This window comes from Micromonospora matsumotoense (genome assembly GCF_050951065.1).
Lineage (GTDB): Bacteria > Actinomycetota > Actinomycetes > Mycobacteriales > Micromonosporaceae > Micromonospora > Micromonospora matsumotoensis.
Window position 1 is genome coordinate 61,043 of the sequence record NZ_CP192025.1, and the last position, 20,839, is coordinate 81,881.

The following is a 20,839-nucleotide window of genomic DNA, read 5'->3' on the forward strand; positions in this document are numbered from 1 at the left end:
GCGGCCGGTACCGTCTCGGGGACGAGGCGGGAGCGGCATGGACGACGAGTACACCGAACAGGACACTGCGGAACGCGACCGGCCGGGCCGGGGCAGGCTGCTGCTCGGCGGCACCCTGGCGACGGTGCTGCTGGCCGCGGTCGGCGGCACCGTGGGGTGGGTGCTGGCCGACCCCGGCACCCCGGAGACCGGTAGCACTCCGGCGGCAGCGGGCCCCGGACCGGCGAGCCCGTCCGAGGCACCGACCACCGCCCGACCGACCACCGCGCGGGCCACCACCACGCCGCCGCCCGCCGCCACCAGCGGTGGCCTGACCGTGCCCCGGCTGGTCGGTCTCGACTTCGAGAAGGCACGGGACGAACTGCACGACCGGAAGCTCGGCTGGCGGTTGGTCTTCGGTGCCGGCTCCGGCCGGACGGTGACCCGTACCGTGCCCGCCCAGGACACGTCGGTCCGCCCGGGCACCACCGTGCGGGTCGAGGTCAGCGGGCCGGCCCCCGAGGTCGAGGTGCCGGACCTGGTCGGCGAGGACTGTGCGGACGCGGCCGACGAACTGGGCGACGTGGGGCTGTTCCCCCGCTATCCCACCGGCAACCGTGGTGAGGTCGTCGCCCAGGTGCCCGCAGCCGACGCGACCGCGCACTGGAACGACCAGGTGGCGATCTCCTGCGGCGGTGGTTCGACGCCGACCTCCGGGGTGACGCCGACGCCCTGACGGGCGGGTCGTCGTGCCGGTCCCGGTGGAGGACGGCGCAGACCGTTATCTTTGGTGGGCCGAGGGTCACGACTACCTGGCCGGCTGAGGGTCCCGACCCGGGGGGTCGGGGGCCGCTGCCGGGTGGCGAGAGGACGTGCGATGAGCGACGACCGCCAGGAGCCACCCGCCGACGACGCGACCCGCCCGCTGCCACGGCAGCCCGACGACGCGACCCGCCAGCTGCCGCCGGCCCGGCCCGGGTCCGGTGGCCCGCCGCCCGCCGGCCCGCCGCCATCGTCCGGCCACACCGCCCGGCAGGAGCCGGTGGACGCGACCCGCCCGCTGCCGCCGACCGGGGCCGAGCCACCTGACCCGGTCGGTTCGCCCGTCTGGTCCGGGCGGGCTGGGGTGCCACCGCCGCGCGCGGACGACCCCCGGGAGCCGGCCGAGTGGTACGGCGAGGAGCAGCGCGACCGATGCTGGTGGACGCCCATCCTGCTGGGCGTACTCGCGCTGCTGCTGCTCGGGCTCGTCGGGGTGGGGATCTGGTTGGCCCTGCGGGCGGTGGATTCCCCGTCGGACGAGACCCCGACCCCACCGCCGACCGCCGTGCCGACCACCGGTGCCGCCCCGACCACCACCGCGCCGACCACCAGGCCGCCGACGACGCCACCGACCACCCCGCCGACGACCGGCCCGGCTGGAATCGCGGTGCCGCCGCTGGTCGGGCTCTCCCAGGAGACCGCGGAGAACCTGTTGGGCCGACTCGGCCTGTCCTCCCGGGTGCAGACGCGGGAGTCGGACCGGCCGCCCGGCACCGTCCTGGCCACCGACCCGGAGCAGGGCGAGCGGGTGCCGCCGGGGGACGAGGTGACCCTGGTGGTGGCCGCGGAGGCGTCGGCGTCACCGACCGGGAACGGCACCGCCACGCCGACGGCCAGCCCCACCGGGTGACGGGTTCACCACCGTCGCCTCGGCGGTCGGCCCCCGGCGGGGTCCCGTCGGCGCCACTCCGCCGGCCGGGTTGCCCACCGGCCGCCGAAGGACTCACCACATCCGGCGTCTCGCCGGGGGCTCACCATCCGGCGTCTCGCCGGGGCTCACCACATCCGGCGTCGGGTGCCCACCAGGCCCAGGCCGGCCAGGGAGATGGCCAGCCCGAGCAGGCCGGAGTAGAAGAGCGACTGGGCGACGGTCTGAGGGTCGTCGGAGGGGTGTCGAGGCTCGGCGAGCGTGGACGTACCGCCGCCCACGCCCGACTGCGCGCCGTTCGGTTCGACTGCTGCGTCGGGGCCGGGCTCGGCCGGTGCGTCGGGACCAGGGGCGGCTGGTGCGTCGGCCGGGGTGTCACCCCACTCGACCACGGTGATCTCGGGGGCCGGTACCGGCTCGGCGAGCCGGGTGGCCGATTCGGCCGGGTAGCGGGTCACCACCACGAGGGTGACGACCGCGCCGATCAGGGCGAGCAGTCCGAAGGCGTATCGGATACGGGACCGGTGGTGCCGCCGCGCGGCGGGCAGATAGACCATGGCCATCCCAGGTTCAGGGGCCGGAACGCGCGGGGTGGAGACGTTCGCCGGGGTGGGCGTACCGATTCTATGGCGGCGGCACGCCCTCCGGCCGGGTAATCGGGGAGTCAGCCCACCGCGATCGGGGCGCGGTTGACCGGCCGGCGCGACCGCGCGGTGTGCTGACGCGGCACGGTCGCCGGTCGGAGCTGGGTCAGCCCGGCCTGCTGGACGAAGATCGACCGGCGGCTGACCGCGTCGCCCGAGGCGTTCAGCTGGTAGCCGTCGAGCCAGAGCCAGCCGTCGTACGTGGGCCAGTCGAGCACCCGGATCATCCGGAAGGTGATCGGCCTGAGGAACTGCACACTTGCGGTACGCGTCACGTGCAGAACGTCACCGGAGCGGGGAAGCACATGGGCTCCTGGGAGGGTATGGCCGGCGTCGCGGGCCGACCGGTGCGGAACGGGGACGAGATGCGGGTCCGGCGACGGGGTTGTGCCTCGCGGGCCGGTGCTCGGTGTGGTGCTGGTCGGGCCGTACCCACTGGTGGTGGACCGCCACCCGACCATCACCCGGCTGCTCACGGGTGTTACCGCTCCCACCACCGCAGCCTCCGGGCGTGCAGCGGCGGGGTCATCAACCCGGGGCAGTTCTCGATGACACAACTGGTCCGGGGCACCCGCCCACCCGGCCTATCCCGGGGCGATGATCACACCGAGAGATCAGCCGAAAGCACTGAGTGATTCGAACCATACGGACAGACTGCATCAGCGTGATGCTGGATGCAAGTTGCACATAGTCTTTGCCGATACGGGAACCCCGACACATGAATCGGGCGCTTGATCACGCTGTCCCCAGGGCGGCACACTGGACGCCGGTTCCGCCCGACGCGGCCGGTCGGCGACCCGGCTCCACCCCTGCCGCGAATGATGCCCGCCGCCCGCGGTCGCGCCCCTGGCGGGTGTTCGGACACGGGCGCGATCGACCGGAGGTAACCGGGTGAGCGCGAGGCACCAGCTTTCCCCGTCAACGGGACCCGGGGCGACCCGATGAGCGAACGGCGGAGCCCCACCATCCGGCGTCGCCGGCTCGGTGCCGAGCTGCGTCGACTGCGGGACGGTGCCGGCATCACCATAGATGCGGTCGCCGAGCAGTTGGAGTGCTCCGCCTCCAAGGTCTCCCGGATCGAGACCGGTCACACCTCGGCGACCCCGCGCGACGTCCGGGACATGCTCCGCATCTACGGGGTGGTGGGCGCGGACAGCGAGGAGCTGGTGCAGATCGCCCGCGAGGCGCGGCAGAAGGGGTGGTGGCACCCGTACGGCGCCGTGCTCGTGGGGGCGTACGTCGGCCTGGAGGCGGCGGCAGGTGCCATCCGCTCGTACGAGCAGCAGGTCGTTCCCGGTCTGCTGGTGACCGAGGAGTACGCCAGCGCGATGATCCAGGCGGCCCGTCCGGAGCTGACCGCCGACCAGGTGCAACAACGGGTGCGTGTCCGACTGGGCCGTCAGTCGTTGTTGACCCAGGATGATCCGGTCGATCTGTGGGTGGTGCTCGATGAGGCGGTGTTGAGGAGGCCGGTGGGCGGCGACGCGGTGATGCGTGGTCAGCTCAGGCGGCTGGTGGAGGTGGCCGAACTGCCGAACGTGACGTTGCAGGTCCTGCCCTTCGAGGTGGGAGCGCACGCCGGCATGGACGGGCCCTTCACGATTCTCAGATTTCCCGACTCGATGGATGCGGATGTCGTGTACGCGGAGAACGCCACGGGTGGGCTCTTCCTGGAGAAGAGCGACGAGCTGCAGAAGTACAACTCCATCTTCGATCAGATTCAGGCAGCGGCCAGGCGACCGGAGGAGTCCATCGCACACATCGCAGAACTGGCAGAGGAGCCGTTGTGGAAATGGCGACCAAGAGGTTCCCCGAGGACCTGACGCAGGCGACCTGGTTCAAGAGCTCGAAAAGCGGGCCGAACTGTGACAACTGCGTCGAGGTGGCTTACGTGATCGGGGCGGTCGGGGTACGGGACTCGAAGGACAAGACAGGTCCCGCCCTCGTTTTCGCCCCCGGGGAATGGAACGCCTTCGTCGCCGACGCTCGGAACGGCGCGTTCGGCCAACACTGACCAACGCAGCGTGGCGTTGACCGCGGGCCGGTCGGGGGACACTCCCCGGCCGGCCCGTCGCCACTTCCGCCCCGCGTCGTTGAACCCCTCGGTACGGCGCTGGTCGACGACCCGCCGCACGCGGCGACAACCGAGCGAGGCAGGCGAGACGCACATGACGACGATCGGCTCAGAGAACCTCACCAACGGCCCGGGCAGGACCGAACGTTTCGGCGGCAAATACCGCAGCGCACGACGCGACACGATGCTCACCGAGGTGGGTGCCGGCGACACCGAGTCGGGTCGCGACGGTGTCCCCGCGCCCGAGCTGGCCGGGTCGCCGCTGTCGCTGCCCTCGCTCGACCCGAACCCGCTCGCCGAGCCGTCGTTCCCGCCGGCCGGCTGGCCCACGGAGCCACCCGAGTCGCTGATCGACCACCCGCTGCTGCGCGGCCTGCTGCTGGAGTTGCCGCCGAAGGGGAGCATCCCGCCGCCCGGCTGGCTGGACCGGTGGTTCGAGGCGACCCGGGCAATCCTGGAACTGCTATACGTGCAGGGAGCTGGCCGCAGCCGGTGAGGCGGGCAGGCCGACCAGCGCGGGGCCGGTGCCCGGCAGCGTCCGCTCGGCGAGCCGGTTGTGCCGCAGGCCGTGGCGTACCCCGATGGCGAGAACGGCCAGCCCGCCGACGGTGAGCGCCACCCCGGTGACCCCGTTGCCGGCGCTCAGGCCCAGCCCGGCGGCGGAGAGCAGGCCCGGCACGGTGGCCAGCGCGGTCACCTGCGCCGGCAGGCCGACCAGCGGGTGCCCGGCGGCGGCCCGCAGGCCGTACGGCGCGGGGGTCTCCGGCGCGGCGGCGAACGCGCCCGCACCGGCCCGCAACCGGCGGACCCGGCGCACCGTGCAGACCGCCACCGCGAGCGCCGGGACGGCCACCAGCGGAAGCTGGCCGGCAGCCCGGTCGACCGGGGTGTCCCCGGCGCTGATCAGCCCGACGGCCAGCACGGCCAGGGTCAGGCCGACACCGACGACGGAGAGGACGAGCAACCATCCAGTACGCCGCCGCAGGGCGCGGGCCCGGTCCAGCCGGGGGAGTCCGTCGGCCACGACGCCGGCAGCGAGCCAGACGGCGGCGATCGGCAGTAACACGATGAGATGCCCATCCATGGACACAGCCTTGCCCGCAACGGCGTACGGCGAATCCGGGGCGGGCCCCTGTTCCACCCCGACGCGCCCCCGTAGGGGTGACCGGCCAGCCCGTCACCACGACACCGGCCGGTCGTCCGGAGTGGACGCCTCAGACCGCGAAGGTGGCCGGTCGTTCGGTTGCCGGGGCCGGGGGACGGGCCTTCCACAGACCGGTCTTCTGGCCGGCCAGTCGGGTCAGGTAGGCCGGGTTGAGGATGACGTACCGCCGCCAGAGCCGCTTCGGCTCCAGGCCGAGCCGCCAGAACCACTCCAGGCCGGCCCGTTGCATCCACGGCGGCGGCTGCCGGAGCAGACCCGCGTGGTAGTCGAAGGCCGCGCCGACGGCCATCAGCGGCATGTCCAGCAGGGGCCGCATCGCGTAGGTGAAGACCTCCTGGCGGGGGCAGCCCAGACCGACCAGGACGAGCCGGGCACCACTGGCCCGGATCCGGTCGGCGATCTCGACGTCCTCGCCGGGCCCGACCGCGCGGAACTTCGACGGCTCCACCCCGGCGATCTTGAGGGCCGGGAACATCCGCTCCAGCGCCGGGATCAGCTTCGCCAGGGTCTCCTCGGTCGACCCGTACAGGTAGACCGGTAGGCCCTCCTCGGCGAAGCGGCGCAGCACGTGCAGGGTCAGCGTCGGGCCGTACACCCGGTCGGCCAGGCCGGCGTGGTGCAGCAGGTTGAGCGCCCAGCGCACCGGCTGCCCGTCCGGGGTGACCACGTCGAAGGAGTTGAGCCGGGCGTTGTGCGCCGGGTCGAGCACCCCGGTCATCACCCCGTGCACGGCCAGCGCGGTCAGCGCCAACGGCCGGCGGTCCCGGGCCGCCGCGACGACCTGCTCGGTCGCCGAGGCGTAGTCGGTGGCGTCGACCAGGACGCCGAGGACGTTGCGCTTGCCCTGTGCGGTCATGCTCCCGGCACCCACTTGTCGACGTTGGCCTGGTAGATCTCCCGCATGATCATCGGTACGTCGTAGACCTGCTTCCAGTCCGGGTAGTCGGCCTGGAACGCCTCGTTCGAGCCGATCCACCACTTGTGGTCGCCGATCCGGTTCGCGTCGACGTACTCGGTGATCATTTCCTGGCCGGTGATCTGCGCGGCCAGCGTGAACGCCTCCCGGTTGGAGGTGTTGGAGTGCCGGCCGCCGCCCAGGTTGTAGACCGCCGCGGAGCGCGGCTCACGGAAGAACGCCTCGAACGCCGACACCACGTCCGAGCTGTGGATGGCGTCGCGGACCTGCTTGCCCTGGTAGCCGAAGATCTTGTAGGTGCGGCGTTCCATGTTGGCCCGCATCACGTACCCGAGGAAGCCGTGCAGCTCGGTCGCCGAGTGCGCCGGGCCGGTCAACGTGCCGCCCCGGAAGCAGGCCGTCCGCATGTCGAAGTAACGGCCGTACTCCTGCACCATCACGTCGGCGGCGACCTTGGAGGCCCCGAAGACCGAGTGCAGGCAGGCGTCGATCGACATGTCCTCGCGGATGCCCTGCTCGTACGGGTGCCCCGGCGCGATCTCCCACCGGGTCTCCTGCTCCACCAGCGGCAGGCTGTTGGGCCGGTCGCCGTAGACCTTGTTGGTGGAGCAGTGGATCAGTGGCGCCCCGATGCAGTGCTCCCGCACGTTCTGCAGGATGTTGAGGGTGCCGACCGCGTTGACGTCGAAGTCGGTGAACGGGTCCCGCACCGCCCAGTCGTGCGACGGCTGGGCGGCGGTGTGGATCACCACGGCGATGTCCCGGCCGTACCGGGCGAAGAGCTTCCCGAGGGTGTCCCGGTCGCGGATGTCGATGCTGTGGTGCGCGTACGCCGACCCCAGTTCGTCGGTCAGCCGCCGGACGTTCCAGGCGGTCGAGGCCTCGGCGCCGAAGAACTCCTGCCGCATGTCGTTGTCGATGCCGACCACGTCCAGGCCGAGCCCGGCGAAGTGCCGGACCGCCTCGGAACCGATCAGACCGCCCGACCCGGTCACCAACGCGACACTCACACGACACTCCTGGTCAGCTGGGAGGCTGGGAAAAACCACCGGAGCATAGCCTGACGTCCGGTACGCCCCGATACGAAGTGAGGGCCCCGCATCCTGCGGAGCCCTCGTCTGGTGGTGGGGATGGGGGGAGTTGAACCCCCACGTCCTTTCGGACACACGGACCTGAACCGTGCGCGTCTGCCATTCCGCCACATCCCCGTGGCACAACCTCGAACTCGGTGGTGCGTCGACCCCACCGTCTCCGGCGGGCCCGGAACATCCTACCCGGTCCTGCGGTCTCGCCTCGACCGGTTACCGTTCCTACGAGCGGTCACCCTTCGTGGCGGACGAAAGAGTAGCACGGTCGCAGGGGCCGCTCCGAACGGGCCGCCGCGCGGTGGCCGAGCGGCGCGCGAGCTGCATGCGCGCCGTCCAGATACCATCATGTCCTCGGGACCCGAGGAGGAGCCGGTGAGCGTGCTGCAACGCTTCGAGAAGCGTCTGGAAGGCCTGGTCGAAGGGGCCTTCGCCAAGGTCTTCAAAGGGGTGGTCCACCCCGTGGAGATCCTCAACGCCATGCAGCGGGAGGCCGAGGCGCACAAGGCCATCCTCGCTGGTGGCCGCACCCTGGTGCCGAACCGCTACGTGATCGATCTCTCCCCGTACGACCACAGTCGGTTGGCGCCGTACGCCGCCGCGCTGGCCCAGGAGCTGGCCCAGTCGCAGGCGGAGTTCATCGGCGAGCAGGCGTGGACGGTCTACGGCGACGTGATCGTCGAGGTGGAGCGGGGCGAGGGGCTGGACACCGGCATGTTCCGGGTCACCGCCGAGGTCTACACCGGGGGTGAGGTCGCCCCGGTGTCCTCGCCGGGCGGCTACGACCCCGGCCCGCCGGCCTACCCGGCGTACGACCAGGGCGGTGGCTACGGGCCGCCGCCGGGGCACGGTGGTGGCGCCCGCAACGTCCGGCTGGTCTCCGGTGACGGCCGCACCTATCCGTTGCAGATGGGCTCGACGGTGATCGGCCGTGGCGACCAGGCCAACCTGCGCCTGCCGGATGTCGGGATCTCCCGGCGACACGCCCGGCTGGACTTCGACGGCGGCCAGGTGGTGCTGACCGACCTGGGGTCCACCAACGGCACCATGGTCAACGGCCAGCGGGTCTCGGCCGTCGCCCTCAACCCGGGCGACATGATCCAGCTGGGCACCACGACGCTGACCTTCCGCGTGGACGGCTGACCCGCCTTGCCGGAACTCGTCATCACGGTCGCCCGGTTCGGGTTCCTCATCCTGCTGTGGATCTTCGTGTTCACGGTGGTCGGTGTCATCCGTCGGGATCTCTTCGCCGGTGCCCGGTCGGGGCGGCTGGTGGCCGCCCCGCGGGGGGTCGGGGCCGCTACCCAGCAGCAGGCGGCGAAGCCGGCGAAGGCGAAGCGGGGTCGGGCGGCCCACCAGTTGGTGGTCACCGCCGGCCAGCTCGCCGGCACCCGGATCACCCTCGGCGAAGCGCAGATCACCATCGGTCGGGCCGAGGACTCCACCCTCGTCATCACCGACGACTACGCCTCCGCCCGGCACGCCCGGCTGGTGCCCCGCGACGGACAGTGGTTCGTCGAGGATCTCGGCTCGACTAACGGCACGTACCTCGATCGCGCTAAGGTCACCGGACCGACCCCCGTCCCCCTCGGCGTGCCGATCCGTATCGGCCGCACCTCTCTCGAATTACGGCCATGACTCTGACCCTGCGCTATGCGGCCCACAGCGACCGCGGTCTGATCCGAGACGGAAACCAGGACTCCGTCTACGCCGGGCCGCGGCTCCTCGCCGTCGCCGACGGCATGGGCGGCATGGCCGCCGGTGACGTCGCCAGCAACATCGTCATCGGTGCCATGGCGCCGCTCGACGAGGACGTCCCGGGGGACGCGCTCGTCGACGCGCTGCGATCGGCCGTGGGCATCGCCAACCAGCAGCTCCGCGACACCGTGGATGCCAACCCGCAGCTGGAGGGGATGGGCACCACGCTCACCGCGACCCTCTTCTCGGGCAGCAAGCTCGGCATGGTCCACATCGGCGACTCGCGGGCCTACCTTCTGCGCAACGGCGAGTTCGCCCAGATCACCAAGGACGACACCTACGTCCAGATGCTCGTCGACGAGGGACGGATCAGCGCGGAGGAGGCGAGCAGCCACCCCCAGCGCTCGCTGCTCACCCGCGCCCTCGACGGCCGGGACATCGACCCGGAATACAGTGTCCGGCAGGTGCTGCCCGGGGACCGCTACCTGATCTGCAGCGACGGCCTCTCCGGTGTGGTGAGCGCCGAGACTATCGGCGACAGCCTCCGGGAGTACACCGACCCGCAGCAGTGCGTCGAGCGGCTGGTGCAGCTCGCCCTGCGGGGCGGCGGCCCGGACAACATCACCGTGATCATCGCGGACGCCACCGACCAGGACATCGTCGAGGCGAGCCCGATCGTCGGCGGGGCCGCGGCCCGGGACCGGGGGATGGCCACCGCGGCCGACGACTCCACCCCGGCGGCCCGCGCGTCGGCGCTCTCCGCCCCGCGCCCGCCCGCGCCGGAGGAGCCCGCGACCAACCGGGACGACGACCCGGACCGCCCCCGTCGACCGCTACGCACCGTGGCGATGCTGGCGGCCCTGCTGGTCATCCTCGGTGGCGGCCTCTTCGCCGGCTGGAGCTACACCCAGCGGCAGTACTACGTCGGGGCGACCGACAACGGGCAGCTCGCGGTCTTCCGCGGGGTGCCCGGTCAGGTCGCCGGCCTCGACCTGTCCAGCGTGCACTCGACCAGCCAGGCCAAGCTCGACGACCTCACCCTGGCTGCCCAGGAGCAGGTCAAGCAGGGCATCCAGGCCAAGAGCCGACCGGACGCGGTGCGCCGGCTGGCCGAGCTGACCAGCGAGGACCCGGCCAACCCCAACCTGAAGCCGGTCTGCCAGCCGGTGCCCTCCCTCGTCACCGGCTCCCCGGTGCCGGCGAACTCACCGGTGCCGCCGAGCCCCGGGGCGACCAGCCCCGGCGCGACCGGCGTGCCGGGCGTCACCGGCACCCCCACGCCGCCCACCACACCCGACGCCTCGGCCTCCGACGCGGTTCCGCCGGCCGGAGACCCGGCGGGCTGCCGGTCGCCCGAGTGACCGTCGGCTGAGATCCGAGGGACACCTCCTTGACCGCAGCGGCCCACCCGGTAGTCTCGCCCGCCACGACGGGCGAGCGGCCCGGCGTACGTTTGGCGCGGTCCCGGCGTAACGCCGAACTGTCCCTGCTGGTGCTGGCGATGGTGCTGGTGGCCGCGTACGGGGCGATCGTCGAAGCGAACCTGCTCGACACCGTCACCCGCGACTTCTGGATGCCGGCTGCCGCGCTGGGGCTGGTCTTCCTCGGCATGCACCTGGTGATCCGTTGGCTGGCGCCGTTCGCCGATCCGGCCCTGCTGCCGGCGGTGGCCCTGCTCAATGGCATCGGGGTGGGCTTCCTGCGCCGGCTCGACCTGGGCAAGGCCGCCCCCGCCGACCGGGAGACGCTGGCCATCTTCGCCGGCACCGGCGGTCGTCAGCTGGCCTGGACGCTGGCCGCGGTGATCCTGGCCGCCGGGTTGCTGGTGGTGATGCGCGACCACCGCGCGGTCTCCCGTTACGCGTACACCCTGGGGTTGGCCGGCATCGTGCTGGTGATGATCCCGGCGGTGCTGCCCGGCCGCTTCTCCGAGATCAACGGCGCGAAGCTGTGGATCCGGGTCGGCGGGTTCAGCATCCAGCCCGGTGAGTTCGCCAAGCTGGCGCTGCTCGTCTTCTTCGCCTACTACCTGGTCCGCAAGCGTGAGGTGCTGTCGCTGGCCAGCCGCCGCGTCCTCGGTATCGACTTTCCGCGCGGCCGGGATCTCGGCCCGGTGGTCGGGGTCTGGCTGATCAGCCTGCTGGTCCTGGTCTTCGAGAAGGACCTCGGCACCTCGCTGCTCTACTTCGGCATGTTCGTGGTGACGCTCTACATCGCCACCGAACGGGTCAGTTGGCTGTTGATCGGTCTGGTCCTCTTCTTCGGCGGGGCCTACCTCGCATACGTGCTCGGCGGCACCGTGGGCGGCCCGTTCGCCAACTTCTACACCCGCGCCGAGATCTGGCTCGACCCGTTCGCCGAGCCGTACGACCGGGGTTACCAGTTGGTGCAGGGGCTGCTCGGCCTGGGCAGCGGTGGCCTGTTCGGGTCCGGGCCCGGTGCCGGGGAGCCGCTGGAGATCCCCGAGGTGCAGAACGACTTCATCTTCGCCGGCATCGGCGAGGAGATCGGCCTGTTCGGGTTGACCGCGCTGCTGGTGGTCTACCTGCTCATCGTCGAGCGAGGGCTGCGGGCCGGGCTGGCGGTGCGGGACTCGTTCGGCAAGCTGGTCGCCGGTGGTCTCGCCTTCACCCTGGGGCTCCAGGTCTTCGTGATCGTCGGCGGGATCAGCAAGCTCATCCCGCTCACCGGTCAGACCACCCCGTTCCTGTCCGCCGGTGGTTCGTCGTTGATGGCGAACTGGCTGCTCATCGCGGTGCTGCTGCGCATCTCCGACGCCGCCCGGCGGCCGGTGAACCAGGGCGGCGGCCCGGCATCCCGCCCGGGTGGCGGCCCGCCGGAACAGTTGCACGGTGCTCCCACGGAGGTGATCCGCCCGTGAACGCGCCCCTGCGCCGCGTCGGCGTCGTCGTCATGGTCCTGTTCGGTCTGCTCTTCGCCAACCTGAACTGGATCCAGGCCTACAAGGCAGACGAATACCGCAACAGTGACTACAACGGCCGGGTCCAGGTGGCCGAGTACGAGCGACGGCGGGGCAACATCGAGGCCGGCGGCACCGCCGTGGCCACCAGCAAGGAGACCGGTGGCAAGCTGAAGTTCCAGCGCAGCTACCCGGCTGGGGCGAAGTACGCGCACGTGCTCGGCTACAAGCCGGTCAACCTGGGCGACACCGGCATCGAGCGGCTGGAGAACGACTTCCTCGCCGGCACCAGCGACGCCCTGCTCGGCAACCGGATCAAGGACATGTTCACCGGGGACGAGAGCGGCGGCGGCAACGTGCTGCTGAGCATCTCGAAGCGGGCCCAGGACACCGCCTACGAGCAGTTGCGCAACAACGACACCGGTGCGAAGCGGGGTGCGGCGATCGCCATCGATCCGCGCACCGGTGCGGTGCAGGCGCTCGTCTCGATGCCCGGCTTCGATCCGAACCCGCTCGTCGACCACGACACCAACGTGGCGACGGCGGCCTACAACAAGTACGAGCAGGACTCGGAGGGCCCGCTGAAGAACCGGGCACTGTCGGAGGTCCTGCCGCCCGGCTCCACCTTCAAGATCGTGGTGGCCGCCGCCGCCCTGGAGAACGGGGTCGGCAAGGACACCGAGATCCCGGCCGGACCGAGCTGGACCCCGCCGACCTCGGGCGCACCGATCCGTAACGCCGCCCCGTCGATCTGCCCGGAGGCGCAGGTCACCCTGATGGACGCGGTCACCGAGTCGTGCAACACCGGTTTCGCCCAGCTCGGCGTGCGACTGGGCGCGGACACGGTGAAGGAGAAGGCCCGGCAGTTCGGTTTCGAGCAGGACGACCTCACCGTCGGGCAGCTCGGCGAGGGGGGCCTGCCGGTGGCGGCCAGCCGGACCGGCGACATGCAGAACCCCGACGGCGGCACCGACCCCGCCGCGCTGGCGCAGTCCTCGATCGGCCAGAACAACGTCCGGATGACCCCGCTCCAGGGGGCGCTGATCGCCGGCTCGGTTGCCAACAAGGGCCGGCAGATGCGGCCCTACCTGGTCAAGCAGCTGCTCGGGCCGGACCGCACCACCAGCTACTACAACGCCCAACCCCGCGAGCTGCGGCAGCCGGTCAGCGGTCAGGTCGCCGACGACCTGCGCGACATGATGGTCAGCGTGGTGAAGAACGGCACCGGCCGCTCCGCGGACATCGACGGCTACACCGTCGGCGGCAAGACGGGCACCGCGCAGTCCGCGCCGGACCGGCCCGACCACGGCTGGTTCATCGGTTTCGCACTGGACAAGAACGGCAACGCCGTCTCGGCGGTCTGCGTGGAGCTGGAGCAGGCGGGCAGCGGCGGCAGCGCCGAGGCGGCCCGGATCGGCGGCAAGATCATGCAGGCGGCCATCGCCGATGCGGGGGGCCGCTGACATGCTCAGCCCCGGGGTGCAGCTCGGCAACCGCTACCGCCTCGACGAGCGGATCGCCAGCGGCGGCATGGGTGACGTGTGGCGCGGCACCGACCAGGTGCTGGGCCGTACGGTGGCGGTGAAGAGTCTGCTCCCGGCGCTGCTCGACGAGCCCGGCTTCGCGGAACGGTTCCGGGGCGAGGCCCGGACCATGGCCACCATCAACCACCCCGGCGTGGTCGACGTCTACGACTTCGGCAGCGACCAGGAGATCGCCTTCCTGGTGATGGAGTACGTCGAGGGCGACGCCCTGTCGGCGACGCTCAGCCGGGTCGGCCGGCTCACCCCGGCCCGGACGATGGCCCTGCTCGCCCAGGCCGCCGACGCGTTGCACGCCGCCCACGAGAAGGGCATCGTGCACCGCGACGTCAAGCCGGGCAACCTGCTCGTCCGGCCGAACGGAACGCTGGTGCTGACCGACTTCGGTATCGCCCGGTCGGAGCTGGTCGGCCAGCTCACCGCCGTCGGATCGGTGCTCGGCACCGCCTCGTACATCTCCCCCGAGCAGGCCACCGGCGCGGTCGCCACCCCCGCCTCCGACGTCTACGCGCTCGGCGTCGTGGCATACCAGTGCCTGGCCGGGCGACGGCCCTTCGAGGGCGACAATCCGCTGGAGATCGCGATGCGGCACGTCCGGGACACTCCCCGGGCGCTGCCCGGGGACATTCCGCCGCAGGTCAAGGCGATCGTGGAGCGGGCCATGGCCAAGGAGCCCGGCCACCGCTGGCCGAGCGCCGCCGCCCTGGCGGCTGTCGCCCGGCAGGCCAAGCAGGCCCTCTCCCAGCAGGCCCGCGCGGGTGGTGGGCACCCCGGTCCCGTCTCCGGCGGTCCGGTCTCCGGGGCCCCGGCCTCCCCCGCCGGCCCGATGGCCCGCGCGCAGGTGCCCGCCGTGCCCCGGCAGCAGCCGGCCCCGCTGGCCCACCAGCACCGCCCGGCGATCAGCGGACAGGCCCGCCCTCCGGCCGGTGGACAGGCCCGGCCACCCGTCAGCGGGCAGGCCCGACCGCCGGTCGCGGCCCGGCACCCGCAGCCGCCGGTGGCGCCGCAGCGTCCGCCCGCCCAGGCCACCCCGATGACGCGGCCCTACCCGCAGCAGCCCCGGGGCGCGGCGTCCGTCCCGCCGGCCCAGCTCCGTGCCGACCGACCCATGGGGTACGCCCGGCAGCCGCTCCCACCCCCCGCCCCACCACAGCGTTCCCGGTCCGGCATGGTGACCCTGGCGATCCTGCTGGCCGTCCTGGTGCTGGTCTGTTCCGGGGTGCTCGCCTACGCGACGCGACAGCGGACGAGCACCGGTGATCCCGGTGCGCCGCGAACGACGTCCGGCGCGCTGAGTGCCTTCGGACGCGACGATCCGGCCGGGACGTCGTACCGTCGGGTGGTACGGCTCGGACCGGATGCCGGCGAGACGACGACGAGCGAAGGACGACGAACGCGATGACAGCCCAGGCCCGCCTGCTCGGTGGCAGGTACCAGGTCGGCGAGCTGCTCGGTTACGGCGGCATGGCCGAGGTGCACCGCGGTCGGGACCTCCGGCTCGGTCGTGACGTCGCGATCAAGATGCTCCGGACAGACCTGGCCAGGGACGCCACCTTCCAGATGCGGTTCCGCCGTGAGGCGCAGAATGCCGCCTCGCTGAACCACCCGGCGATCGTCGCCGTCTACGACACCGGCGAGGAGACCGCGCCGACCGGCGAGACCCTTCCGTTCATCGTGATGGAGTTCGTGAACGGGCGGACCCTCAAGGAGGTCCTCGGCGTCGAGGGGCGGCTCCAGCCGCGCCGGGCGCTGGAGATCTGCGCCGACATGTGTGCGGCCCTGGAGTTCAGCCACCGGCACGGGATCATCCACCGGGACATCAAGCCCGGCAACGTGATGCTGACCCAGACCGGTCAGGTCAAGGTGATGGACTTCGGCATCGCCCGTGCGTTGGCCAGCGGCGCCACCACGATGACCCAGACCAGCGCGGTGATCGGCACGGCCCAGTACCTCTCCCCGGAGCAGGCGCGCGGCGAGGCCGTCGATGCCCGCTCCGACGTGTACGCCGCCGGTTGCGTGCTGTTCGAGCTGGTCTGCGGCCATCCGCCGTTCGTCGGCGACAGCCCGGTCAGCGTGGCGTACCAGCATGTGCGGGAGGCCCCGCCGACGCCCAGCGACATCAACCCGGACGTCACCCCGGCGATCGACGCGATCGTGCTCAAGGCACTGTCGAAGAACCCGCTCAACCGCTACCAGAGCGCCGGTGAGATGCGGGCCGACCTGCTCCGCGCCGCCGCCGGCCGGCCGGTGATGGCCACCCCGGTGATGACCCAGGACGAGACCACCCCGATGGCGGCGGCGGCAGCCGGCTACCCGACGCAGGGTCAGCAGACCCGGCACATCCCGGCCCGGGTCGGCGACCCGCAGCGGCGCAAGAGCTCCGCCTGGGTGATCGCGGCGTTCGCCGCGGTCGGGGTGCTCGCGGTGATTGCCCTGGTCGCGGCCCTGCTGATGAACGGTTCGGGAGACGACGCCAAAACGAGCGCGGTGCCCAACCTGGCGGGCAAGACGCAGGACGCGGCTTTCACCGAGATCCGCAACGCCGGTCTGGTGCCGGCGAGCGGTGACCAGGTCTTCGACAGCACCTGCAAGGTGGGTACGGTCGCCAGGCAGGACCCGCCGGCCGGCACCCCGCTGGCCGAGAACCGTCAGGTGACGGTGAACATCTGCGGCGGCAAGCCCGAGGTCAGCATCCCCAACGGCCTCAAGGGCAGCAAGGTCGACAGCGCGCAGGCTCGCCTCAGGGAGGCGAAGTTCCCCGTCACCATCGTGGAGAAGGACAGCGACGAGAACGAGGACATCGTCCTCGACGTGTCCCCGCCCGAGGGGGAGAAGGTGCCGGAGGGCACCAAGGTGACCCTGACCGTCTCCCGGGGCAACGTCCGCGAGGTGCCGAACGTCAAGGACCTCAGCCAGGCGGAAGCCATCCGGGCCATCGAGAACGCCGGTTTCAGGGCCAACCCCGAACTCGGCTCGGAGGTGCCGGCGGACGAGGCCGGCAAGGTGCAGAGCCAGAACCCGAAGGCCGGCACCAAGAAGACGAAGGGGAGCACGGTCACCATCGTGGTGAGCGTGCCGGAGGTCACCGAGTCGCCGACTCCGCCGACCCCGACCACGCCGGTGCCGACCACCACACCGCCCGGTGACGGCACGGGTGGCGGGTTCCCGCTGCCCACCCCGCCGTTCCGGGTCGAGGACCAGTGATCCGTAGCCCGAGGTGACGGTCGGGCCCGGTCCGGTGGACCGGGCCTGAGTCGTCCTGCGGGGACGACCGGCGGAAGCGACAAGCACCGTCGCGGTGACCGCGTCGACCAGCAGCGGCTCCCGCTGCCCCGGACCACCGCCCGGCGGCCGGACAGCGCTGGCGAGGGCGGGTCAGCTGGTGGCGAAGGCGGCCCGGCGGCGGGCGTCGACCTCGGCGGCCAGCTCCGGGGCGCGGTCCAGGGCCTCCGGGTGGCCGCAGGCGGCGACCCAGTTCGCCAGCATCAGGTGGCCGCCCTCGGTGAGCACCGACTCCGGGTGGAACTGCACCCCCTCGATCGGCAGGGTCCGGTGCCGCATCGCCATCACCACGCCGGACTCCGTCCAGCCGGTGACCTCCAGTTCGTCGGGGAGCGTCTCGGGGAGCACCGCCAGCGAGTGGTAGCGGGTGGCGGTGAACGGGTCCGGCAGGCCGGCCAGCACCCCGACGGAGCGGTGCCGCACCTCGGAGGTCTTGCCGTGCAGCAGCTCGGGTGCCCGGGTGACGGTTCCGCCGAACGCCTCGCCGATGGCCTGGTGGCCGAGGCAGACGCCGAAGATCGGCAGCTCACCGGCGTACCGGCGGATGACGTCGAGGCAGATGCCGGCGCGGTCCGGGCTGCCCGGCCCCGGCGAGAGCAGGACGCCCGCCGCACCGACCCGACCGACCTCGGCGACGTCGATCTCGTCGTTGCGTCGGACCTCGCACTCCACCCCGAGCTGGCCCAGGTACTGCACGAGGTTGAACACGAAGGAGTCGTAGTTGTCGATCACGAGGACACGCATGGGCTCACTGGTCCGGAGAGGGGGCGGGTGGGGTGTTGTTCCGGTCGGTGTCGTACGGCAGGTCGTGCCCGTCGCCGGCCGGTGCGTCGGGATCGACGGCGGAGTCGCCGCCCGGGTTGCCGGAGTCCTGGGTCACCTGGACGTCGTCGAAGGGCAGCAGCGGCTCGGCCCAGGGGAAGACCACATACCAGAGCAGCGCCACCGTCGCGGTGGCGAGCAGCACCGAGCCGATCAGCTTGCCGGGCAGCCCGAAGGGCAGCTTTCGCCAGATGAACGAGTACACCGTGGTCAGCCTCGCAGTTCCGGCGGTGGGCCCTCGGACTTGGGCTGCGCGCGGTCGAACTCGGCGTGGACGATCAGCCGCTGGTAGTTGTCGAACTTCGGGTTGCAGGTGGTCAGGGTGAGCAGTTTGCGGGTGGCCTTCGCCTTCGGCTCGCCGGGCACCGGCGCGACCACCTCGACCTGGTCGGGGCGGACGATCCGGGACCGGTAGACCTTGTAGACGTACCAGTCCTGCTTGCCCTCCAGGAGGATCGCGTCCCCCACCTTCAGCTCGTCCAGCCGCCAGAAGGTGGCCCGGTTGCGGTGCCCCGCGACGGAGAAGTTGCCCACCTCGCCGGGGAGCGCGCTCTTCGGGTAGTGGCCGGGGGCGTACCGGATGTCCTCCTGGGTGACGCCCTCGACGACGACCCAGTTCTTGTCGAGGCTGGGGATGTAGAGCCCGGCGATGGGCTTGCCCTCGGCCGGGGCGACCTGCTTGGCCGGGGTGCTCGGGCTGACCGTCGGGTCGCCGGTCGGGCCCCACGCCTGGGCCAGTTGCTGGTTGAGTTTGCTCTGGTGGGCGTCGACGAGGGCGGACTTGCCCCAGATCTCGTACCCGGCGAAGAGCAGCACCACCAGTCCGAAGGTGATCAGCACCTCGCCGCTGACCCGTACCCCGGCGCGTAGCCGTGAGCCGAAGGTGGGCCGGGTCAGCTCGGAGTAGACGCTCTTGTAGCCCTCCCCGGTCTGTTCCGGGCGCAGCTGCACCACCCGCTCACCACGCCGGGGCGGGGCCGGGGGCGCGACCGGATCGTCGGAGCCGGTGTGCTCGGGGGCGGGTGGCACCGCGCCCATCAGGGCGGTGGAGTCCAGCGCCGGGCTGGTCGGCCGGGCGGGCACCACCGGGAGCAGCGCCGTCGCCGCCGGGTCCGCCGTGCGGTCCGGGACCGGACCCGACCGGCCGTGGTCCACCGGCCCGTTCCCGGGTACGCCCCGGTGGGAAAGCCCGGCTCCGCCCCCGCGCGGAGCCTCCGGCCGGGGAGCGGGCGTCGAATATCGGTCGCCTCCGACGCCGGACGGGCGCGGCGTCCCGTCCGGCGCGGCGGCCCGGGGCCGTCCCGTCTCGACGGGTGGCACCGGACGCGGGGCGGCACCGGGGAGGCCGGCACCGTGCTGGCGCTCGGCCGTCGCCGGCGTGGGGCGGGTCGGTGGCGGTGGCGCGTGCCGTTGGGCCGCCTCCGGCTGCTGGCGCTGGTGCGTCTCCGGCTGCTGACCGTTGCCCGTGGCCGGGGTGGGCCGGCCCGGCCAGGCGGGCGGCGGTTGGCGCGGCGGGAGCACGGGGTGGGCCAGGGGCCGGCGGGCTGCGGGCCGGCGGCTGCGGGCTGCGGGCCGGCTGCGGGCTGCGGGCCGGGGGGCTGCGGGCGGGCTGCGGCGGGCGGCGGCGTGGACCGGTCGACCCTGGGGAGGAACGCGGTCGGCTCGTCGTGCTGGTCGCCGCCGCGCGGGCCCTCGCCCTGGTGGGTCATCGCGGCACCGTCGCCGATCGCAGCGCCGTCGAGTCCTCGAATGCGGGCACGGTGACCGTGGCGACGTGCTCGGAGTAGCCGAGCTGGTAGTGGTCGACCGCCTGCTTGAACAACCCGACTCCCTGCGAGCCGGCGAGGGCCTGCTGGAGGGCAGCGGGATCGCCGATTGCTACGATCTTGAATGGTGGCGAGTACACCCGGCCGTGCAGCAGCAGGGTGTTACCGACGCAGCGTACCGCGCTGGTGGAGAGCACGCGGACATTCATGATGGACATGGCCTCCGCGCCTCCGGCCCAGAGCGCGTTGACGACGGCCTGCACGTCACCCTGATGGACGACGAGGTCGTCGTTGGTCGCGCCCTTGGGCAGGGTGCCGTCGCCGCGGCGGGGGGCGTCGTTCAGCTCCACGGTCACCCCGGACCCGGTGAGCGCGGTGAAGCCGGCCGCCTGCTGGAGGCCGTGGGCGCGGTCCCGCTGCTCCTTGATCGGCGCGTCGGTGTCGGCCAGGGTCTCGGTCTCGCTCTCCACGTCGGCGCGCAGCCGGGCGGCCCGCAGTTCGCTGGTGGCCACCTGCTCCCGACGGTCCTCGATGAGCTGGGTGAGCTGGGGCCGGCGGTCCTCCCGCAGGGCGGTGCCGCCGGCCGTGGTCGCCGTGGTGGTGAAGAGCAGCCCGGCGGCGGCGGCGATCAGCGGCACGCCGATCGACCAGCCCGGTCGGCGCTGCCGGGGGCGTCGGGGCAGGAAGGCGATGACCGCCCGCCGCATGGCCTTCTGCCAGGATGCCGCACCGGATGTGTACTCCACCGCGCGCTCCTCTCCCGTCGTCTGGTGACGCCCGTCACGGTGCGGGACGGGTCGTCGACGCCGCGTCGACCCGACCGAATCCGGTCACCGTGGGCACCGGATCGACCCCATTCATGGCCTGGAGCGGCCTTCCGGACTACGCTGGCTGTCGAACATTATTGGCCATGGACCGTCGCCCCCGCGCCCGGTTGTCAGGCCGGACGAGGTCGTCACCCCTCTGGAGAGCGTCGTGCCCAAGTCTCAGGTCCGTAAGAAGAAGGTGTACACCCCGCCGACGGATGTCCGTCCGACGACGACGACGGCGACGCGCAAGCCTAGCCCGGTGTGGCTGCCGGCCACGGCTGTCGCGTTGATCGTCGCCGGCATCGGCTGGCTGGTGGTCTACTACCTCTCCGAGCAGGAGTACCCGGTCGCCTCGTGGGGTTACTGGAACCTCGCGGTCGGTTTTGGTGCGATGGTCAGCTCCCTGGTGCTGCTGTCCCGCTGGCGTTGAGCCCGGCGCTCCGGCGCC

General features: G+C 72.3%; 21 protein-coding genes, 1 tRNA gene and 1 pseudogene. 13 read left to right on the forward strand and 10 right to left on the reverse strand.

Annotation, left to right across the window (positions count from 1 at the left end; genetic code table 11):
* Nucleotides 1–37: 37 nt before the first annotated feature.
* Both ACQP1S_RS00300 and ACQP1S_RS00305 read left to right on the forward strand, forming a co-directional pair.
* Nucleotides 38–715, forward strand: a complete 678-nt coding sequence (locus tag ACQP1S_RS00300) for a PASTA domain-containing protein (RefSeq protein WP_091253337.1) — start codon at nt 38–40, stop codon at nt 713–715.
* Between the two features lie 141 nt (nt 716–856).
* Complete coding sequence (locus ACQP1S_RS00305) at nt 857–1,651, forward strand: PASTA domain-containing protein (protein ID WP_432901921.1); 795 nt, start codon at nt 857–859, stop codon at nt 1,649–1,651.
* A 146-nt stretch (nt 1,652–1,797) separates the two neighbouring features.
* Here the strand turns inward: ACQP1S_RS00305 and ACQP1S_RS00310 are convergent, their stop codons facing one another.
* Together ACQP1S_RS00310 and ACQP1S_RS00315 are read right to left on the reverse strand one after the other, a co-directional pair.
* The gene (locus ACQP1S_RS00310; RefSeq protein ID WP_432901923.1) at nt 1,798–2,232 is read right to left on the reverse strand and encodes a hypothetical protein; all 435 of its coding nucleotides are present in this window, start codon (nt 2,230–2,232) and stop codon (nt 1,798–1,800) included.
* Between the two features lie 101 nt (nt 2,233–2,333).
* The gene (locus tag ACQP1S_RS00315; RefSeq protein ID WP_091253341.1) at nt 2,334–2,618 is read right to left on the reverse strand and encodes a hypothetical protein; all 285 of its coding nucleotides are present in this window, start codon (nt 2,616–2,618) and stop codon (nt 2,334–2,336) included.
* Between the two features lie 636 nt (nt 2,619–3,254).
* Between ACQP1S_RS00315 and ACQP1S_RS00320 the strand changes: the two genes are divergently transcribed.
* The 3 genes from ACQP1S_RS00320 (at nt 3,255) to ACQP1S_RS00330 (ending at nt 4,883) form a co-directional block, all read left to right on the forward strand.
* On the forward strand, nt 3,255–4,136 hold the full coding sequence (locus ACQP1S_RS00320; protein WP_432901925.1) for a helix-turn-helix domain-containing protein: 882 nt from the start codon (nt 3,255–3,257) through the stop codon (nt 4,134–4,136).
* Entirely contained in the window at nt 4,106–4,327 is a 222-nt protein-coding gene (locus ACQP1S_RS00325) for a DUF397 domain-containing protein (RefSeq protein WP_091253343.1), read from the forward strand. Before ACQP1S_RS00320 ends, ACQP1S_RS00325 begins: the two co-directional genes overlap by 31 nt.
* A gap of 154 nt (nt 4,328–4,481) precedes the next feature.
* On the forward strand, nt 4,482–4,883 hold the full coding sequence (locus tag ACQP1S_RS00330; RefSeq protein WP_432901928.1) for a hypothetical protein: 402 nt from the start codon (nt 4,482–4,484) through the stop codon (nt 4,881–4,883).
* Here ACQP1S_RS00330 and ACQP1S_RS00335 read toward each other — a convergent pair.
* From ACQP1S_RS00335 to ACQP1S_RS00350, 4 genes are all read right to left on the reverse strand, one after another.
* Nucleotides 4,851–5,471: a hypothetical protein gene (locus tag ACQP1S_RS00335; RefSeq protein WP_432901930.1), complete on the reverse strand. Its 621-nt coding sequence runs from the start codon at nt 5,469–5,471 to the stop codon at nt 4,851–4,853. The genes ACQP1S_RS00330 and ACQP1S_RS00335 overlap by 33 nt on opposite strands.
* A gap of 130 nt (nt 5,472–5,601) precedes the next feature.
* The gene (locus ACQP1S_RS00340) at nt 5,602–6,408 is read right to left on the reverse strand and encodes a WecB/TagA/CpsF family glycosyltransferase (RefSeq protein ID WP_357892910.1); all 807 of its coding nucleotides are present in this window, start codon (nt 6,406–6,408) and stop codon (nt 5,602–5,604) included.
* The gene (locus ACQP1S_RS00345; protein WP_432901932.1) at nt 6,405–7,478 is read right to left on the reverse strand and encodes an NAD-dependent epimerase/dehydratase family protein; all 1,074 of its coding nucleotides are present in this window, start codon (nt 7,476–7,478) and stop codon (nt 6,405–6,407) included. The genes ACQP1S_RS00340 and ACQP1S_RS00345 overlap by 4 nt, the downstream gene beginning before the upstream one ends.
* A gap of 112 nt (nt 7,479–7,590) precedes the next feature.
* A tRNA-Leu gene (locus ACQP1S_RS00350) sits at nt 7,591–7,676 on the reverse strand.
* Nucleotides 7,677–7,901: 225 nt separating this feature from the next.
* Between ACQP1S_RS00350 and ACQP1S_RS00355 the strand changes: the two genes are divergently transcribed.
* Genes ACQP1S_RS00355 through pknB form a run of 7 tightly spaced genes read left to right on the forward strand, consistent with a single transcriptional unit; the run spans nt 7,902 to nt 16,916 of the window.
* The gene (locus tag ACQP1S_RS00355; protein ID WP_091253346.1) at nt 7,902–8,696 is read left to right on the forward strand and encodes an FhaA domain-containing protein; all 795 of its coding nucleotides are present in this window, start codon (nt 7,902–7,904) and stop codon (nt 8,694–8,696) included.
* 6 nt (nt 8,697–8,702) lie between these two features.
* On the forward strand, nt 8,703–9,191 hold the full coding sequence (locus ACQP1S_RS00360) for an FHA domain-containing protein FhaB/FipA (RefSeq protein WP_091253347.1): 489 nt from the start codon (nt 8,703–8,705) through the stop codon (nt 9,189–9,191).
* A complete protein-coding gene (locus ACQP1S_RS00365; RefSeq protein WP_432901935.1) occupies nt 9,188–10,612 on the forward strand; it encodes a PP2C family protein-serine/threonine phosphatase in 1,425 nt (474 codons plus the stop codon). The genes ACQP1S_RS00360 and ACQP1S_RS00365 overlap by 4 nt, the downstream gene beginning before the upstream one ends.
* 29 nt (nt 10,613–10,641) lie before the next feature.
* Nucleotides 10,642–12,132, forward strand: coding sequence for an FtsW/RodA/SpoVE family cell cycle protein (locus ACQP1S_RS00370; protein WP_432901937.1), 1,491 nt, complete (start codon nt 10,642–10,644; stop codon nt 12,130–12,132).
* Nucleotides 12,129–13,634: a peptidoglycan D,D-transpeptidase FtsI family protein gene (locus ACQP1S_RS00375; RefSeq protein WP_432901939.1), complete on the forward strand. Its 1,506-nt coding sequence runs from the start codon at nt 12,129–12,131 to the stop codon at nt 13,632–13,634. The genes ACQP1S_RS00370 and ACQP1S_RS00375 overlap by 4 nt, the downstream gene beginning before the upstream one ends.
* A 1-nt stretch (nt 13,635) precedes the next feature.
* Entirely contained in the window at nt 13,636–15,114 is a 1,479-nt protein-coding gene (locus tag ACQP1S_RS00380; RefSeq protein WP_432908500.1) for a protein kinase domain-containing protein, read from the forward strand.
* Nucleotides 15,111–16,916 (forward strand): Stk1 family PASTA domain-containing Ser/Thr kinase, encoded by a 1,806-nt coding sequence (pknB, locus tag ACQP1S_RS00385; protein WP_432901941.1) that lies wholly within the window; start codon nt 15,111–15,113, stop codon nt 16,914–16,916. Before ACQP1S_RS00380 ends, pknB begins: the two co-directional genes overlap by 4 nt.
* A 171-nt stretch (nt 16,917–17,087) precedes the next feature.
* On the opposite strand, the gene ACQP1S_RS00390 is transcribed toward pknB, so the two are convergent.
* The 4 genes and pseudogenes from ACQP1S_RS00390 to ACQP1S_RS00405 all read right to left on the reverse strand — a co-directional run bounded on the left by ACQP1S_RS00390 (nt 17,088) and on the right by ACQP1S_RS00405 (nt 20,328).
* Nucleotides 17,088–17,738 carry an aminodeoxychorismate/anthranilate synthase component II gene (locus tag ACQP1S_RS00390; RefSeq protein WP_357772607.1) on the reverse strand — a complete coding sequence of 217 codons (651 nt, stop codon included), beginning with the start codon at nt 17,736–17,738 and terminating at the stop codon, nt 17,088–17,090.
* A gap of 4 nt (nt 17,739–17,742) precedes the next feature.
* Complete coding sequence (locus tag ACQP1S_RS00395) at nt 17,743–18,021, reverse strand: hypothetical protein (RefSeq protein ID WP_432901943.1); 279 nt, start codon at nt 18,019–18,021, stop codon at nt 17,743–17,745.
* 5 nt (nt 18,022–18,026) lie between these two features.
* Nucleotides 18,027–19,416 (reverse strand): annotated as a pseudogene (locus ACQP1S_RS00400) (class E sortase); the annotation flags it as partial.
* A gap of 105 nt (nt 19,417–19,521) precedes the next feature.
* On the reverse strand, nt 19,522–20,328 hold the full coding sequence (locus tag ACQP1S_RS00405; protein ID WP_432901945.1) for a DUF881 domain-containing protein: 807 nt from the start codon (nt 20,326–20,328) through the stop codon (nt 19,522–19,524).
* A gap of 229 nt (nt 20,329–20,557) precedes the next feature.
* Here ACQP1S_RS00405 and ACQP1S_RS00410 point away from each other — a divergent pair, with 229 nt between their 5' ends.
* Nucleotides 20,558–20,821, forward strand: a complete 264-nt coding sequence (locus tag ACQP1S_RS00410; protein ID WP_091253366.1) for a cell division protein CrgA — start codon at nt 20,558–20,560, stop codon at nt 20,819–20,821.
* The last annotated feature ends 18 nt before the right edge of the window (nt 20,822–20,839 follow it).

Bases quoted from the DNA above. Each gene is read 5' to 3' on its own strand.
- ACQP1S_RS00310 (WP_432901923.1), bottom strand. From the start codon at position 2,232: ATGGCCATGGTCTATCTGCCCGCCGCGCGGCGGCACCACCGGTCCCGT.
- ACQP1S_RS00380 (WP_432908500.1), top strand. From the start codon at position 13,636: ATGCTCAGCCCCGGGGTGCAGCTCGGCAACCGCTACCGCCTCGACGAG.
- ACQP1S_RS00330 (WP_432901928.1), top strand. From the start codon at position 4,482: ATGACGACGATCGGCTCAGAGAACCTCACCAACGGCCCGGGCAGGACC.
- ACQP1S_RS00355 (WP_091253346.1), top strand. From the start codon at position 7,902: ATGTCCTCGGGACCCGAGGAGGAGCCGGTGAGCGTGCTGCAACGCTTC.
- pknB (WP_432901941.1), top strand. From the start codon at position 15,111: ATGACAGCCCAGGCCCGCCTGCTCGGTGGCAGGTACCAGGTCGGCGAG.
- ACQP1S_RS00320 (WP_432901925.1), top strand. From the start codon at position 3,255: ATGAGCGAACGGCGGAGCCCCACCATCCGGCGTCGCCGGCTCGGTGCC.
- ACQP1S_RS00325 (WP_091253343.1), top strand. From the start codon at position 4,106: ATGGCGACCAAGAGGTTCCCCGAGGACCTGACGCAGGCGACCTGGTTC.
- ACQP1S_RS00340 (WP_357892910.1), bottom strand. From the start codon at position 6,408: ATGACCGCACAGGGCAAGCGCAACGTCCTCGGCGTCCTGGTCGACGCC.
- ACQP1S_RS00305 (WP_432901921.1), top strand. From the start codon at position 857: ATGAGCGACGACCGCCAGGAGCCACCCGCCGACGACGCGACCCGCCCG.
- ACQP1S_RS00390 (WP_357772607.1), bottom strand. From the start codon at position 17,738: ATGCGTGTCCTCGTGATCGACAACTACGACTCCTTCGTGTTCAACCTC.
- ACQP1S_RS00300 (WP_091253337.1), top strand. From the start codon at position 38: ATGGACGACGAGTACACCGAACAGGACACTGCGGAACGCGACCGGCCG.
- ACQP1S_RS00335 (WP_432901930.1), bottom strand. From the start codon at position 5,471: ATGGATGGGCATCTCATCGTGTTACTGCCGATCGCCGCCGTCTGGCTC.
- ACQP1S_RS00365 (WP_432901935.1), top strand. From the start codon at position 9,188: ATGACTCTGACCCTGCGCTATGCGGCCCACAGCGACCGCGGTCTGATC.